Below are 15,410 nucleotides of genomic sequence, written 5' to 3'. Positions count from 1 at the left end.
CTCAATAAAAAAAGCACCCGCTCCCCGAAGGGACGAATGCAAATCCGTGGTACCACCCTACTGATGATTCTTGTGAAAGATACCCCCAACGAATCATCGCTCAAACATATAACGGTGTCCACCGATGTGAGTACCCCCAGTACGGGCTCCCCAACATATACTCAAAAGTGATCCGCCATGCATTCACCCATGAGGCTTTCACCATCCCTCACTCGCTCGGAGCTACCTTGCATGACCGTCTTTATCAACGTATTAACATATATCGTTGTCAAATACAGATACAATTATATACTATCTGCAGAGTAGTTGCAATAGACCCAATCACATTCTATCCATGTTAGAAACGTATATCCCCTGACTGTGACGCTATTATATAGTCAAACGATCGTACTTCCTCATACATCATAAATGCTAGAACCATATGTATAAAAATCTACTCGGAATCCTACAAGAAACTATTAGAGGTATACCTAGATTAGGGGGTATAATAAATCTCACTGATATGCTACCATAGATACATACATAGTTGGAATTTTATAGTAGGGTCACCTACACGTACATAGGAGTCAGTATGGAACTTTGGAAACGCACCTTATACGTTTGTTTATTCGGGGCCTTCATGGCATCGGTGGGGCTCAGTCAAGCAGCTCCCCTCATTCCCTTATATTTACAGGACCTAGGAGTCCACGATCAAGGATCTCTTGCCAATTGGTCTGGTATCGCCATGGGTGTCACCTATCTTATGGTGGCCCTCGTCTCACCTTTTTGGGGAAAACTAGCTGATAGAAAAGGAAGAAAATTAATTTTACTACGAGCTAGTTTTGGAATGATGGTCACCAATGCACTTCTTGGATTCGCACAAAGCCCTGAACATGTTGTGATGATCCGCATTCTAAATGGTATGGTATCTGGATTTTTTTCTGGATCCATTACGTTAGTCGCCACCCAAACTCCAGAGTCCAGAACTGGTTGGGCCTTAGGTCTATTATCCGCTGCCAACTTAGGAGGCTCCTTATTAGGACCTATGATTGGTGGTTATATGGGAAGTACCTTTGGTATTCGGTATGCTTTTTTTGTGGTATCCGCTTTACTAGGCATAGCTTTTTTATCTTCCTTATTATTCATAAAAGAAGACTTTACTCCTAAAGTAAAGGGCCCAGCTCCTTCTTTCAAAGACTTACAACAATCTATCTCCAATTGGAAAGGTCTTATCTTCGTATCTATCGCTTCTTTCATTTTTGCCTTCACTACTATGGCATCAGCCCCTATACTTTCTGTATTCGTGCAACATATTGTAGGCCGTGGCCACGAACACATCGCATTACTAGCTGGTTTAGCTTTCACCTCTACAGGAATTGCTCAAATGTTAGCTAGCTCTGTACTCGGTCGCTACATCGACAAATTAGGCCCTCAATTCATTCTTTGGACAAGTTTTATTTATGTAGGATGCCTGACAATTCCACAAGCCTTTACAGATTCTATTATCGTCTTATGTATCATTCGATTTTTACTAGGCTTTGGATTAGGCGGACTATTGCCAGGAATCAACACCTATATTGCGAGTATTACACCAAAACATTTAGCTGGACAAATTTTTGCTTACAACCAGTCCACTCTATTCTTCGGCTACTTTATGGGCGCTGTAGGTGGTTCAGCCATCGTATCTCAATGGGGCTTTAGTACCATGTTTATCGTGACAGGTATGATTATTGCATTAACAGGGGTCTTCTTGAAAGTAACATTAGGGCGCACTTCAACAGCCAGTCATTAGCCCATTCTTATGAATTACAAGATAATTTCCCATCCTATATACTGTGCATTACATATGCTTTATGATGATGTACATATGACAAAATACATAGAATGTAAAAACAGAGGTCCTATCATCAAGGCCTCTGTTTTTTATCGTGTTATATTGAAAACATTTTGAATCACTATCTACTATACTGACAGTGTAAACCTATAATGTATTAACCCCTGTTTCCAACGGGAACCCTTCATAAGTCACCCAATCGCTAGAACTGCCTACGTACATAGCAGGTTCTACACCTACTTCTGCTAACGCAATCATCAAGTTCGCCGCTGTCACTCCAGAGCCACAATAGGCAACGATAGGTTTCTCCACCTTAGTTAAGTCACCATAAGCTGTTTGTAATTCTACAATGGGACGTACACCATCAGCTGTAAATCCCCATTCATAGAAATGATTAATCGCTCCTGGTACATGTCCCGTCATGCCATCCATCGTATCCACTACCGATCCATCATACCGTTGTGGTGCCCGCGCATCGATGATGACATGACTGCCAGTTTGGCTAGCTTGTAACACTTCATCACGGCTCATCACTAAATGGTCTTGTAATGTATAGGCCAACGGTTTTGAATCTGCCACTGTTGGTGTCTCCTCTTGGGTCAACGAATACCCTTCCCGATGCCAGCGCTCAATACCACCGGCTAGGACTTTCACATTGGTGAAACCCATGTATAGTAGCAAGAACCGCAACCGACCGGCAAAGGAAATCCACGCATCGTACACCACTATGTGAGAATCCATGGTCACACCGCATTCACTCAAACGATTTGCTAAGACAGCCATGTCTGGCAAGGGATGACGACCACCGTGTACGCCTAAAGGACCACTCATGTGTGCATCCATATCGATGGCAAAGGATCCTGGAATGTGGGCTGCTGCATAGGCATCAAAGCCACGTGCATCAAGGACTACCACTCTATCTAATTCTTCTTGTAATTCTTTCGGAGAGATTAAAACACTCATCATTACACCTCCTATATATAAACTAGAATGCCATACACTCTATATAATCTAGTGTAACATAGATTATCTTCGATGTGTATGGCATTTCTATTCATACATGTATGATATGACATACTATTAATTTTTATCGGTTTTCATTACTCTTCATAAGAAAGGTTAATACTCATATTACTCTTTAATAGCTTGAAACGCTTCTTTTGCAATTTGTAATGTGTATGCCAAATCTTGATCGCTATGGCACGTAGATAAGAAGTTGCTTTCATATTGGCTGGCTGCATAATAGATGCCACGTTCCAAGTTGTAATGGAAGAATGTTTTAAACGCTTCCATATCACAAGCGCTGGCGTCATCGAAGTTATGCACTGCTTTATCTGTGAAGAAGAGAGTAAACATAGATCCTACTCGTTGTACTACTACAGGTACACCTACTTCTTTCGCCGCCGCTTCTAATCCTTGGCATAAGGCTTCTGTAGATTCCTCTACTTGACGGAATGCATTCGGATGTTTTTGCAACATAGACAAGGTAGCAAGACCTGCCGCCATGGCTACTGGATTACCACTCAAGGTGCCTGCTTGGTACACAGGACCGGATGGAGCAATGGAAGACATAATTTCTTTCTTGCCACCGAATACCGCCATTGGTAAGCCACCGCCTACGATTTTACCTAAGCATGTCAAATCTGGAATGACATTGTAATATTTTTGTGCCCCTCCAGAACTGGAGCGGAATCCGCACATCACTTCATCAAAGATGAGGACTGCACCGTGCTCTGTCGTTACTTCACGCAAAGTCTCCAAGAATCCTTCCACAGGAGGTACACAGCCCATATTACCTGCTACTGGTTCCACGATGATGGCTGCAATACTTTCACCATGAGCCTCGAACAATTGGCGAACTGCATCAGAATCATTGTACGGCAATGTAATCGTATCCCTTGCCACACCAGTTGGCACGCCGGGACTATCAGGCACGCCAAAGGTAGCTAAGCCAGAACCAGCTTTCACTAACAAGCTATCACTATGACCATGGTAACAGCCGATAAATTTCACAATTTTGTCACGACCTGTATAGCCACGAGCCAAACGCAAGGCACTCATAGTAGATTCTGTACCAGAGTTCACCATGCGTACCATTTCCATAGATGGATAGAAAGCTTGAATTTTTTTCGCCACTTCTGTTTCAAGCAGTGTTGGTGCTCCATAACTAGTACCACGAGGGATGGCTTCCAAAATAGACGCCACGATTTCAGGATTCGCATGACCTAGAATCATAGGACCCCAGGACAACACGTAATCGATATACTCATTGCCATCGATATCGTAAATGCGAGATCCGCTAGCAGAACTGATGAAAGGAGGATTGCCCCCTACACTGCGGTAGGAGCGAACAGGACTGTTCACACCACCTGGCATATATGTACGAGCCTCTGCGAAGGCTTGTTTTGATTTTTCTAAACTAAACATAATGGCTCCTATATTTTCACACTATTTTTCCTGTAGCCAACGTGCCACATCCAGGGCATGATAGGTAATAATCATCTTTGCTCCTGCTCGTTTCATGGATAGCAAGGTTTCCAAAGTAATGCGTTTTTCATCTACCAACCCCGCTGCCGCTGCTGTTTTAATCATGGCATATTCACCGCTGACATTGTAAACGGCTAAAGGACAATCGAAGTTATCCCGTACTTCGCGTACAATATCCAAATAGGATAGAGCTGGCTTAATCATAATGATATCCGCCCCTTCGATGATATCTTGTTCCACTTCACGCAACGCTTCTAAACGATTGGCCTCATCCATTTGATATCCTTTACGGTCCCCAAATCCCGGTGCAGAATGGACCGCATCACGGAATGGTCCATAATAGGCGGATGCATATTTCGCCGCATAACTCATGATGGATACATGGCTAAATCCCGCTGCATCTAAGGCTTCACGAATCGCAGCAATACGTCCATCCATCATGTCAGATGGTGCCACCATGTGAGCACCCGCTTTCGCATGGCTCACTGCTACATTACACAATAATGGCAACGTAGCATCATTAATGACTTCATGATGTTCCACATGACCGCAATGACCTGTAGATGTGTATTGGCAAAGGCATACGTCGGAAATCACGATCAACTCTGGCACTTCTTTACGGATCGCCATAATTGCTTGCTGTACCGGTTGTTCCATATCCCACGCAGAAGAACCATCTTCATCTTTGTAAGTAGGAATGCCGAAAATTTCGACTCCCTTAATACCTAAGTCATAGGCTTCTTTCGCCAATTTTACAGCCTCGTCCACGGACACATGATATTGTCCTGGTAAGGAAGAAATTTCTTCTTTCACCGCTGTTCCCGGAACAATAAATATAGGATAAATTAAGTCTTCTACTTGTAATGTTGTTTCACGAACCAACGCACGCATAGCTGGGCTGATGCGCAATCGTCTTGGTCGATTTCGTAATTCCATATTATGCCTCTTTCTATTTGCAATCGTTCAAGATTAGATCCACCATCGCAGGGATTGTAAAAGTTTCACCAATTAAATCTGGTTGAATCCCTTCTTCTACACAGGTAGCACCTGTAATCGGTCCAATGCAAACAACCTTCGTGTTTCCTAATAAATTCACTGCATCGGAGCCAAGCATATCTTTTGTATTCGTCACCGTAGAAGAACTTGTGAACGTAATGTAATCTACTTCACCTGCTCGCAAGGCTTCTTCTAAATATTCTTTATGGGACGTATCTTGTACCGTTTCATACAAACGCAATACCGTCACATCACATCCTGCCTGTGAAAGTCCTTTATAAATCACGTCGCGTGCCACTTTTGGTTGTACTAGCACAAAGCGCAAATCGCCTAGCGCTCGTTCTGGCCATACACGACTCTGTTCTACTGTAATGGTTTCCACCACAGATTCCGCTTGGTAATTCGGTGGCACGATGTCCGCACGAATGCCTCGATCTAATAAAGATTTTGCGGTAGCACTGCCGATAGCACATACTTTCATAGAACCTAACGCACGACTATCTAAGCCACGGTCTAATAAACCATCAAAGAAGAACCGCACCCCTTCGGCAGATGTAAAAATTAATCCATCGTAGGAAGATAAGCTATCATAAGCCACGTCCATCTCCTCTGTACGAGGTAATGCCTGTGTTTTGATAGCAGATGCTTCGATGACATGGGCCCCCAATTCTAGTAATCGTTCAGATAAGGCGCTAGCTTTACTACGAGCTCGTGTGACCACGATAGTTTTACCAAATAATGGTTTATTATCAAACCAACGTAATTGCTCCCGCAAAGATACTACTTCCCCAACGATAACAATAGCTGGTGCTTTCAATTGCGCTTTTTCTACATCTTCTACGACATGCTCCAATGTAGAGACCAACGTTTCTTGGATTGGTTTTGTTCCCCAACGGATGACTGCCACTGGAGTTTCCTTAGGACGACCATATTTGATTAAGTTTGTGGCAATGCTCGGCAAATTCGAGATACCCATCACAAAGGAGATCGTATCCACAGATTTGGCTAAGCCATCCCAATTCATACCAGATTCTGGTTTTGTTGGATCTTCATGACCTGTAACAATAGCAAAAGACGTCGCCATGGCACGTTGGGTGACAGGAATCCCAGCATAGGCTGGTGCAGAAATGCCAGATGTAATACCAGGTACAAATTCAAATGGCACGCCCGCTTCTACCAAAGCCAACGCTTCTTCACCACCACGACCAAATACTAGAGGGTCGCCCCCTTTAAGACGAGCCACTACTTTACCTTCTAAGCCACATTTTACAAGAAGTTCGTTGATTTCCCATTGATGCATCGTATGATTGTTGCTTTTTTTACCTGCATAAATGATCTCTGCTCCTTCTTTCGCATAGGACAAGAAATGAGCATCTGCTAAATAGTCATAGACAATAACGTCTGCTTTTTCAATACATTCCTTACCTTTTAGAGTGATTAATTTATGATCACCCGGTCCGGCACCAATTAAATATACAATGCCTGTCATTTCAATACTCCTCTTTCTACTAAATCGTCAATGATGGCTTTACCCCCTTCTTCATAGAGAGCTTTCGCCAAGTTACGACCTAACATATCTGCTTTTTCTTTTGGTCCTGACAATTCACCTTCAAAACAATTTTTTCCATCTAAAGAAGCAATGATAGCTTTCAACGTTAATTGTCCTTTATAAATCGTCCCATGTACCCCCATCGGTACTTGGCAACCACCTTCGAGTTGACGAAGGAAACTACGTTCTCCACGAGTAGCCCACATAGTATTTTCATCGTGCAATACAGATAACATATCTAGCATTTCTGTATCATCCTTGCGACATTCAATGCCCAATGCCCCTTGACCCACAGCAGGAATCATTTCATCGCTAGTGAAAGTCTGTGTAACAACAGATTCCAGCCCCAATCGTTTTAACCCTGCTTCTGCTAATACAATGGCATCAAAGTTTTCTGTTTCTAATTTGTTCAATCGCGTTTGCACATTCCCACGAAGTACAGAAATCTGCAAATCAGGTCGTTGATTCAACAATTGTGCTTGACGGCGTAAACTACTAGTCCCTACCTTAGCACCTTGTGGTAGTTGATCTAGCGTTTTATATTTTGGTGATACCAAAGCATCACATGGTGTTTCACGCTCTGTAATAGCACCTAGTACCAAATCTTCTGGTAATTCTGTAGGCATATCTTTCAAGCTGTGTACAGCCAAATCGATGCTCCCATCACGCATAGATGCTTCTAGTTCTTCTGTAAATAAACCTTTACCACCGATTTCAGCCAATGGTTTTTCTAAAATACGATCACCTTTCGTACTGTGATGGACTAACTCCACCTTGCACTTTGGGTAATGTTTGCGCAATGCATCTGCTACATAGTTGGCTTGCCATAAAGCAAGGGCACTACTACGGGTGCCTATACGAATTATGTCTCTCATAGTGTGTCGTCCTCCACTTCCAAAGCAAACATATCTTGGAATAACTTCCAATAATCTCGCTCTTCTTCTTTACCCGCTACTTCACCAAAATGAATCATTGGATCACGCAATAATTTACGTACCAACATGCGGGACATATTGCTAATAATCTTACGTTCTAGCTCTGTGGCATTAGGTAATTTTGCCATCGCGCGATGTACTTCACGTTTACGAATGGCTTCTGCTTTTTCACTAAGCAAGACCATAATAGGACGAACCGATAAATATTGTAATTTTTCTTCAATTTCTTGTAAGGCTTCTTCTAAGATAGGCTCTGCTTTTTGAGCTTCTTCTTCTCGTTGGTGTTTATTCGCTTCTACTACACTTTCCAAGGCATCAATGTTAAACAAATACACTCCGGGAATTTCTGTTACATCTGGGTTGATATCACGGGGAACAGCAATATCGATCATGACAATTGGTTTACCACCACGGCCATCCATGATTTCTTCCGCTTCTTCCCATTCAATCACATAATGAGGTGCACCAGTAGATGTAATAATAATATCTGCTACTTTGGCTTCTTCTACAAAATTGTCAAAATCAACGGCTTTACCATTGAATTGCTTTGCCAATTCTTCTGCTGTTTTGAACGTCCGATTGGACACGAAAATACTCTTTACCCCTTTAGCTTGTAAATGACGAGCTGTGAGCTCACTCATTTGACCAGCTCCCAAAATGAGAACCTTTGCCTCACTGATAGGAATATCTAAACTATCTTCCGCTAAATTGACTGCTGTATAACTAACAGATACTGGCGTATTCGCAATCCCCGTCATCGTACGCACACGTTTCCCTACAGCAATGGCTTTTTGGAAAATAATATTAAACACAGACGCTGTTAATCCCTTACTATAGGAAGAAATATAGGCCATTTTTAATTGGCTCAAAATTTGACCTTCTCCTAACACAAGAGAATCTAAACTAGATGCCACTCTAAATAAATGAGAAATACATGCCTTCCCTTCATACAGGAAAAACCATTTCTCATCTACGTCTACCGTTTCTTCACCTTTCAGATGCAGTAGTAAACGTATCATATATTCTTTTACATTCTCCATGTCATTTAGGACGACATAGAGTTCTGTGCGGTTACACGTCGATAAAAGGACGCATTCCTCTACTTCTTCATGAGCATAGATGTGATCCATAGCATGATCGAGAGCTTCTTTGGAAAAAGAAAATTTCTCTCGTACATCTACAGGTGCACTTCTATGATTCAGACCTAATACGACTAATTGCATGTACAATATTCTCCTTCACTGAGTCTCCTTGACCCTCTAATATTTGTATAAACTCCGATTCTCCTAAATTTGTACGCCAGAACTGCTCTCGTTCTTTTGGCGTATTTAATATATGCTGTAATTCTTGTCTCCATAGACGAATCTGAGGTAGCCACTCGGCTAATATGCCGTACCTGGTTTCTATATCCTGTCTAAGCAAGCGACTCACTCGTGGGCTCACTTGATTGGTAAATATAGAAATCTCTAAATCACCAATCTCCGTAGCACTGCCGAATACCCAAGTAGAATCATCTTTCACATCAGCCCGATTAATGAAAGCTTGTACTTCTTGAGCATCTTCCATGACTTGCGCATTCACAGCAGGAATATCCGTAGCAATAATGACAAACTGTTGCCCTACCATATATTCTGACCTATAAGGCTTCTCTATCCATTGTAATACACCTGCTTTATGGTATGTTACAATGTCAGGCAATACATCAGGACTGACTACTATAATAGATGCCTCTTCGTCTATTAACTTTTCAATTCTACGCAGCGCTACTTGCCCTCCGCCGACTACAAGACAAGGCCTGTCTTTAAGTGAAAGTCCAACTGTTATCATCCTACTATCCTTATATGTCTCTACAATGGCAAAAACGGCTTGAATACTCAAGCCGAAATTCACCTTATACTTCTGTTTCTGTCTCTACAGGTTTTGTTTCCTCTAAAGCAATGCCATCTAATAATTGTAGTTGTGCTGTTAAAATTGATTCTACTTTTGCACGGAACACGGCCATTTCATTCGCAATGGTAGCATATTTAGCTTCTGCTTCTCGCAACGCACGATTGGCATCTTCTAAAATCGTAGATCGTTGTTGTTCCGCATTCTGTAAAATTAAATCAGCCTCTTTACGAGCTGCCTCTTTTACATTTTCACCAGTCTCTTGAGCAAGCACCAATGTATTGCGCATAGTTTCTTCCGTTGATTCATATTGATTCAAACGTTTTTCCATTTGCTCTACTTTATCAGTCATTTCACGGTTTTCACGATACAAGATTTCATAAGCTTGTACCACTTCATTCAAGAACTCGTTTACTTCATCGCAGTCAAAGCCACGAATACTTTTTCCAAACTCTTTATTATGAATATCCATTGGTGTTAACATAGGATCAGCCTCCTTACATAAATCGTTTTAGATGTACTCCAATACGCCCTTTTTTAGACGTGCCGGTAATACTTTCTATTTGCATACGACCTCTGCCACGAAGAGAAATAATATCTCCTTCTTTTACTTCTTGCGCTGGTCCTTTCGCAGGTTGCCAATTCACTTGTACTAATCCTGCCTTAATGGCCTCCACAACTTTTGTACGAGATGTACTAAAACCTGAAGAAGCTATAGAATCCAACCGCATAGACGCAACAGTAGTTCGCACTTCTTTTATTTTTTCTTCTTTCGGTTGTAATTCACTCAATTCCATCCGTGATACTGTAACCGTGACCATAGCAATTTTTGTAAAGTTTTGAATCACAAAATCTGTTATCGTTGCATCTACGATTACCTGCGCCCCACCACTAGTGACGATAATATCTCCAAAATGAGTGCGATCAATACCAAGTCCCATTAAGGAACCCAACACATCACGATGTGTCAATAATCGGAATCGTGGATCCCAAGATACTTTCAACACCGCAATTTGTAAGTCTACTGTTCCTTGAAAGTGAGGGTCCACAAAGGCCACTCGAAGGCGTTCTGCCCCTTCGTAACCACCACTAGAAATGATATTAATACCACCAAAATTCGCTTTTACTGCATCTGCAATGACAAGGCCTGCAGGTGACATAAAATCTGTCACACGGTAAGGTCGACCTGCTTGTACTTGCTCCGCTAGATCAATCATACGTCTAGCCTCTTCGCCATTACCAGATGCTTCAAAATATCGAATTAACTTTTCTTTATCTTTCACCTTGTTTTCCTATTTCATTTGACCGTTCATAACAAGCTAAGATGCCTTCCATAATAGAAGAACGCAACCCTTCTTTTTCCATGGCTGCAATACCTGCTATAGTCGTACCTCCGGGAGATGTCACTTGATCCCTAAGCACACTTGGATGAGCGCCTGTTTCTAAGGCAATCAAGCCAGAGCCATACATCGTCTGTACCGCCGCTTGCAACGCCAATGGCCTAGTGAGACCAATCCGAACACCTGCATTTGCCATAGCATCTAAAATGGTATACATATAGCCTGGACCTGCCCCTGCTAGAGCGCCAATACGGTCTAAATCAGTTTCTGAACATACCACTGCTTCACCTAAGGCTTCGAAAATGCGCAAAGCTTGTTCTCGCTCACCTGGTGTCACTTGTTCACTACTAGCAATCGCTGTAAAGCCAGCTTTTATCAAAATTGGAGTATTCGGCATAGCTCGTAACCAATGTACATGGGATGCAAAGGATTGTAATGTATCCAATGTAATGCCTGCCGCAATGGAAATACATAATGTTCTCGCCTCGATTTGTGCTCCCACCTCTTCCATAAGAGCTGGTAAGACTTGAGGTTTTACGCCAAATACAATAGTTCTGTACTCATCAAAAGCAGGTATGGCATCACAGTCCGTGAAGGCTGTGACACCTAATGTGCGCTCTAATTCTGCTGCTTGCTCACTGCGACGCACTAGTACATCTACTTCCTCAGGGCCCCAAACACCTTGTTCCAAAGCCCCCTGTAAAATAGCACCACCCATCGATCCTACACCAATTAGTAGTATTTTTTGCATGGCTACCTCCTAATGCTTAGGCTTGTGGTTCTTTCCAAGCTAATTTGTCAGATATTTCTGTGTACTCTTTATCTGTATAATCTACTGTTACATTCACTGGTACACAGATGAAAATATCTTTGCCAATTTTTTCTAATTTGCCATCTAATGCAAATGTAGCACCACTTACAAAGTCCACAATACGTGCTGCTTCATGAGGGTCTGTATTTTCAAAGTTAATCACTACTGGACGCATATCGCGCAATTGATTTGTAATATTTTCAGAATCATCGAATGCTTTTGGCTCTACGATGACTACTTTCATACCGCTAGAACGTTGTGCCACTGTATTATATCCTCCTGTTTTTGGTCGTGCTGCAGATGCTACTGGTCCATTGCCACCTGCTACTGGTGCTGTTACTACTGGTTGTTGAGACTCTTCTTCATACATCTCATTATCATATTCATCAAATTCATATTGATCATCTTGATTACTACCAAAAAAACTTTTTACAGAATTCCAGCTATCTTTCAGTGCCATCGTTAATTCCTCCATTACTCATTATAGTGGCGTTCTCCAAATATTGCTGTTCCTACACGAACAATATTTGCACCTTCTTCAATTGCTACTTCAAAATCATGGGTCATCCCCATAGATATATATTCAATCTGACCTTCATTAAAATGAAGTTTCATATCTTCAAATAAAGCGTGAGCGACTCTAAATATAGGGCGAGCCTCTTCCGGATCATCAAAAAATGGTGCCATACACATAAGCCCTTTTACCCGTACATTGGGTAATGATTTGGCATATTCCCGTATGGTTGGAAATTCTTCCACATCCATCCCAGACTTGCTTTCTTCTCGTGCCACATTCACTTGTAGTAATACTTCTTGTATAAGTCCTTCTCTAGCAGCAATACGTTGGATTTCATCCAACAATTTCACGCTATGAACTGAATGAATTAAAGAAAATTTACCCACTGCATTACGCACTTTATTGTTTTGTAATTGTCCAATTAAATGCCATTGGAGTTCCGGTCCCTGGTAGAGTTCCATTTTTTCTTTTGCTTCTTGTACACGATTTTCGCCCACAGTTCTTACACCTAGGCGAGCTACTTCTTGTACAGCCTCTACAGGATGATTCTTCGTTACTGCTACAAGTGTAACGAAATCCCTTCTCCCCACTCGTGCCTTAGCCGCTTCTATGCGTTCTTGCACGTTATGTAATGCTGTTGCAATCATATATGTCAGTCCTTTTTTCGTCGTTACATTTCACTCTGAAAGGTCTTCACAAAATAAATAATACTTTATCTTTTTTATTATAAACGAAAGAATAAGAAAAGTACATAGAAAAAGCATGATTTCAAGCCTAGTTCTTAAGATTTTCTTATTCTTTGTCATAATTTTTTATTCTATTCTCAAACAATACCTAAGAATGTGTCTCTAAATTCTGTATTACTCATGTTCTACACAAGGTCTTAAGATATACAAAACTATTGAAACTCCATCATCTATTAACCTTGATTTCGTAATACTGCAAACATAGCCATTCGTCCCGTCTTGCCTGCATTCCCTCGGTATGAATAACATCCTTCTGTCATCATCGTATCCGTAGCAGACAGAATCACTTGATCTATAGGCACACCTTTTTGTACGACACAAGCTGCAATATATCCTTTCAGATCTATATGTGGAGTAGGTGTCGCTTGTTCTAACCGTTGGAGATAACGCACGACTGCATTTACCTGTGAAAGTCCCAAATTACCCATATCCTGTCGAAATTGTTCAGCAATCTCTTCACTCACCTCAAAGGAGTCTTCTCCAATGGAGGGACCGATGAAGAGGTAGCAATCTTTTGGCAACGTTCCGTACGCATCGTGCATACTATCCATCGTGCGCTCCACAATGTGAGCGATGGCACCACGCCAACCTGCATGAACCACTGCCACCGCATGATGCACCCCGTCATAGATAAGCACAGGCACACAGTCTGCCACGAGCAACAAGAGTGGCACATTCACCAAATTCGTATGAATCGCATCACTATCTGGGATACTGTCTTCCCAACTGAAAGCACCTCGACCGACCAGCACTTCCGTCACCCTCGTCACGCCTACCCCATGCACTTGCTCACCACAAGTCAAATGATTTGAATCCACACCTAACACCTGCGCTAAGCGTTTGCGGTTCTCTGCCACCGCTTTCGGATCATCACCTACATGCAGACCCATGTTAAAACTATTAAAGTTACCTTCACTGACACCACCATAGCGGTAGGTCACACCATGAGCGAGGGGAAAACCCTCTAACAGCGGACTGTATTCATAGGTAATACTGGTGGAGCTATCCTGAGAAAATGGTGCGTGTCGAAGAGAGGAGGAAGTTTGGAATGATTTAGTTGTGTTCATGCTGGGACCTCTTGTGTATTGGTTGAATAATATATATTATGAATTTAGATGTTATAATTCATAATAGATTAAATGAGAATTTACTTTATTAATTTCAGATGTAGATTACGAAAATAAACTTGATAAGCATCTTTTTAGGAATTAATAATCCTAATCTTAGTTACCTTTTCTCCATCATTTTCAAAAGTAATACCGCTTTTGGCATCTGATGCCCATATAAAAACTCCGTAGAACCAATCATTTCTGCTATTGATATGAGTAGGTCTGCCATATGCCTTAAACACTGCTTCTAACGAATCACCTACTGCAATACCACGATGAGTCACAGCATCTCTATTCTCTATGGTTATCATATCAGCTCTATCTAAGTTTCCCAAAAGACTAGAATACTTGATTCCCCCATATCTCATAAATGTATTTGGACCAGTATATGAAAAAGGATCGTACATTCTTTCTTCTGTCGGTTCTCCCAATGCCTTTCGTATCTCACTATATTGAGCACCCACTGGTACTCCTGCAATAATAAGATCTTGCATATCTGGTCTTTGCCCTACAATTTGACCTGGATTATATCTACTCGGATACTCAGATCGTTGTGGTAAACGAATCGTACTGGAAGATGTACTACTTGTTCCGGTAGTGCTGCTTTGTTTCCCCGCTTCATTCCATGATTTTTCAACCTTTTTCCACGTTTTAGACAACCAACTCGCCTCTACATGGGTTGGTGTGAAGATGGTGACACTGAATAATGCTAATAAAAAAGATATGGTTAATTTTTTCATGGTCTCTCTCTTTCATTGTGAATCATATACTATTCTAACATTGTCATATTTAATTATTAGTATATCATTTATATCGCTATACGTCCTACCTAAGCAATTAAACTTTTCACATATTCCACGATAGGTAAATCTGCTTCTAACCAATCTACATCATATAAAGTTTCTAAGTTTAACCAACGAGCTGCACTATGTTCTTGTAAATGAAATTCTCCTAATAACTCACATTGATAGGCATGCATAATGAGATGAAAATTAGGATAGTCATACTCTACGGTTGTTAAAAAATCCCCTACTGTAATCTGCACATCTAATTCTTCTTGTATCTCACGAGATAAAGCTGCTTTATGATCTTCTCCAAACTCAATTTTACCTCCTGGAAATTCCCAACGTCCTTGTAAATCTCCATAACCTCTTTGTGTAGTTAATACTTGGTTATCTTTTAAAATAACTGCCGCTACTACTTCTATCGTTTTCATCCAT

General features: G+C 41.5%; 16 protein-coding genes. 1 reads left to right on the top strand and 15 read right to left on the bottom strand.

The genetic code is table 11. From position 1 onward, the window contains the following. Positions 1-571: 571 nt before the first annotated feature. Positions 572-1,771: an MFS transporter gene (locus EO112_RS07520; RefSeq protein WP_062400932.1), complete on the top strand. Its 1,200-nt coding sequence runs from the start codon at positions 572-574 to the stop codon at positions 1,769-1,771. A 189-nt stretch (positions 1,772-1,960) separates the two neighbouring features. On the opposite strand, the gene EO112_RS07515 is transcribed toward EO112_RS07520, so the two are convergent. From EO112_RS07515 to EO112_RS07445, 15 genes are all read right to left on the bottom strand, one after another. Next, positions 1,961-2,776, bottom strand: coding sequence for a sulfurtransferase (locus EO112_RS07515; protein ID WP_127163745.1), 816 nt, complete (start codon positions 2,774-2,776; stop codon positions 1,961-1,963). Positions 2,777-2,944: 168 nt separating this feature from the next. Continuing rightward, positions 2,945-4,240 (bottom strand): glutamate-1-semialdehyde 2,1-aminomutase, encoded by a 1,296-nt coding sequence (hemL, locus tag EO112_RS07510; protein WP_127011176.1) that lies wholly within the window; start codon positions 4,238-4,240, stop codon positions 2,945-2,947. A gap of 21 nt (positions 4,241-4,261) precedes the next feature. Continuing rightward, positions 4,262-5,236: a porphobilinogen synthase gene (hemB, locus tag EO112_RS07505; protein WP_009353881.1), complete on the bottom strand. Its 975-nt coding sequence runs from the start codon at positions 5,234-5,236 to the stop codon at positions 4,262-4,264. A gap of 13 nt (positions 5,237-5,249) precedes the next feature. Next, positions 5,250-6,785 carry a uroporphyrinogen-III C-methyltransferase gene (cobA, locus tag EO112_RS07500; protein WP_009353913.1) on the bottom strand — a complete coding sequence of 512 codons (1,536 nt, stop codon included), beginning with the start codon at positions 6,783-6,785 and terminating at the stop codon, positions 5,250-5,252. Next, complete coding sequence (gene hemC / locus EO112_RS07495; protein ID WP_127061597.1) at positions 6,782-7,720, bottom strand: hydroxymethylbilane synthase; 939 nt, start codon at positions 7,718-7,720, stop codon at positions 6,782-6,784. Before hemC ends, cobA begins: the two co-directional genes overlap by 4 nt. After that, a complete protein-coding gene (gene hemA, locus EO112_RS07490) occupies positions 7,717-9,003 on the bottom strand; it encodes a glutamyl-tRNA reductase (RefSeq protein WP_127011174.1) in 1,287 nt (428 codons plus the stop codon). Before hemA ends, hemC begins: the two co-directional genes overlap by 4 nt. After that, the gene (locus tag EO112_RS07485) at positions 8,972-9,607 is read right to left on the bottom strand and encodes a bifunctional precorrin-2 dehydrogenase/sirohydrochlorin ferrochelatase (protein WP_082717758.1); all 636 of its coding nucleotides are present in this window, start codon (positions 9,605-9,607) and stop codon (positions 8,972-8,974) included. The genes hemA and EO112_RS07485 overlap by 32 nt, the downstream gene beginning before the upstream one ends. 64 nt (positions 9,608-9,671) lie before the next feature. Beyond that, positions 9,672-10,151 (bottom strand): DivIVA domain-containing protein, encoded by a 480-nt coding sequence (locus EO112_RS07480; protein ID WP_009353901.1) that lies wholly within the window; start codon positions 10,149-10,151, stop codon positions 9,672-9,674. A gap of 13 nt (positions 10,152-10,164) precedes the next feature. Beyond that, a complete protein-coding gene (locus EO112_RS07475) occupies positions 10,165-10,950 on the bottom strand; it encodes an RNA-binding protein (RefSeq protein ID WP_127135822.1) in 786 nt (261 codons plus the stop codon). After that, positions 10,940-11,758, bottom strand: a complete 819-nt coding sequence (proC, locus tag EO112_RS07470) for a pyrroline-5-carboxylate reductase (RefSeq protein WP_127163743.1) — start codon at positions 11,756-11,758, stop codon at positions 10,940-10,942. The genes EO112_RS07475 and proC overlap by 11 nt, the downstream gene beginning before the upstream one ends. Positions 11,759-11,774: 16 nt before the next feature. After that, the gene (locus tag EO112_RS07465) at positions 11,775-12,278 is read right to left on the bottom strand and encodes a cell division protein SepF (protein WP_009353917.1); all 504 of its coding nucleotides are present in this window, start codon (positions 12,276-12,278) and stop codon (positions 11,775-11,777) included. Positions 12,279-12,292: 14 nt separating this feature from the next. After that, positions 12,293-12,982, bottom strand: a complete 690-nt coding sequence (locus EO112_RS07460) for a YggS family pyridoxal phosphate-dependent enzyme (RefSeq protein WP_127163741.1) — start codon at positions 12,980-12,982, stop codon at positions 12,293-12,295. 272 nt (positions 12,983-13,254) lie between these two features. Continuing rightward, the gene (locus tag EO112_RS07455; RefSeq protein WP_127163739.1) at positions 13,255-14,148 is read right to left on the bottom strand and encodes a polyphenol oxidase family protein; all 894 of its coding nucleotides are present in this window, start codon (positions 14,146-14,148) and stop codon (positions 13,255-13,257) included. A 134-nt stretch (positions 14,149-14,282) separates the two neighbouring features. Further along, positions 14,283-14,930 carry a hypothetical protein gene (locus EO112_RS07450; RefSeq protein ID WP_127163737.1) on the bottom strand — a complete coding sequence of 216 codons (648 nt, stop codon included), beginning with the start codon at positions 14,928-14,930 and terminating at the stop codon, positions 14,283-14,285. A gap of 89 nt (positions 14,931-15,019) precedes the next feature. After that, positions 15,020-15,406 (bottom strand): (deoxy)nucleoside triphosphate pyrophosphohydrolase, encoded by a 387-nt coding sequence (locus EO112_RS07445; protein WP_127163735.1) that lies wholly within the window; start codon positions 15,404-15,406, stop codon positions 15,020-15,022. Positions 15,407-15,410 lie beyond the last annotated feature (4 nt).

The organism is Veillonella sp. VA141 (assembly GCF_003992175.1).
In the GTDB taxonomy this organism is placed as follows: Bacteria; Bacillota; Negativicutes; order Veillonellales; family Veillonellaceae; genus F0422.
Note: the sequence above shows the minus strand (reverse complement) of the source record. Positions and strands in the feature narration are given on the sequence as shown.

What these genes read in the sequence shown, in the direction of transcription:
- EO112_RS07450 (WP_127163737.1), bottom strand. Translation starts at nt 14,930, where the DNA reads ATGAAAAAATTAACCATATCTTTTTTATTAGCATTATTCAGTGTCACC.
- hemB (WP_009353881.1), bottom strand. Translation starts at nt 5,236, where the DNA reads ATGGAATTACGAAATCGACCAAGACGATTGCGCATCAGCCCAGCTATG.
- cobA (WP_009353913.1), bottom strand. Translation starts at nt 6,785, where the DNA reads ATGACAGGCATTGTATATTTAATTGGTGCCGGACCGGGTGATCATAAA.
- EO112_RS07480 (WP_009353901.1), bottom strand. Translation starts at nt 10,151, where the DNA reads ATGTTAACACCAATGGATATTCATAATAAAGAGTTTGGAAAAAGTATT.
- EO112_RS07485 (WP_082717758.1), bottom strand. Translation starts at nt 9,607, where the DNA reads ATGATAACAGTTGGACTTTCACTTAAAGACAGGCCTTGTCTTGTAGTC.
- EO112_RS07460 (WP_127163741.1), bottom strand. Translation starts at nt 12,982, where the DNA reads ATGATTGCAACAGCATTACATAACGTGCAAGAACGCATAGAAGCGGCT.
- proC (WP_127163743.1), bottom strand. Translation starts at nt 11,758, where the DNA reads ATGCAAAAAATACTACTAATTGGTGTAGGATCGATGGGTGGTGCTATT.
- EO112_RS07445 (WP_127163735.1), bottom strand. Translation starts at nt 15,406, where the DNA reads ATGAAAACGATAGAAGTAGTAGCGGCAGTTATTTTAAAAGATAACCAA.
- hemL (WP_127011176.1), bottom strand. Translation starts at nt 4,240, where the DNA reads ATGTTTAGTTTAGAAAAATCAAAACAAGCCTTCGCAGAGGCTCGTACA.
- EO112_RS07455 (WP_127163739.1), bottom strand. Translation starts at nt 14,148, where the DNA reads ATGAACACAACTAAATCATTCCAAACTTCCTCCTCTCTTCGACACGCA.
- EO112_RS07465 (WP_009353917.1), bottom strand. Translation starts at nt 12,278, where the DNA reads ATGGCACTGAAAGATAGCTGGAATTCTGTAAAAAGTTTTTTTGGTAGT.
- EO112_RS07515 (WP_127163745.1), bottom strand. Translation starts at nt 2,776, where the DNA reads ATGAGTGTTTTAATCTCTCCGAAAGAATTACAAGAAGAATTAGATAGA.
- hemC (WP_127061597.1), bottom strand. Translation starts at nt 7,720, where the DNA reads ATGAGAGACATAATTCGTATAGGCACCCGTAGTAGTGCCCTTGCTTTA.
- EO112_RS07520 (WP_062400932.1), top strand. Translation starts at nt 572, where the DNA reads ATGGAACTTTGGAAACGCACCTTATACGTTTGTTTATTCGGGGCCTTC.
- hemA (WP_127011174.1), bottom strand. Translation starts at nt 9,003, where the DNA reads ATGCAATTAGTCGTATTAGGTCTGAATCATAGAAGTGCACCTGTAGAT.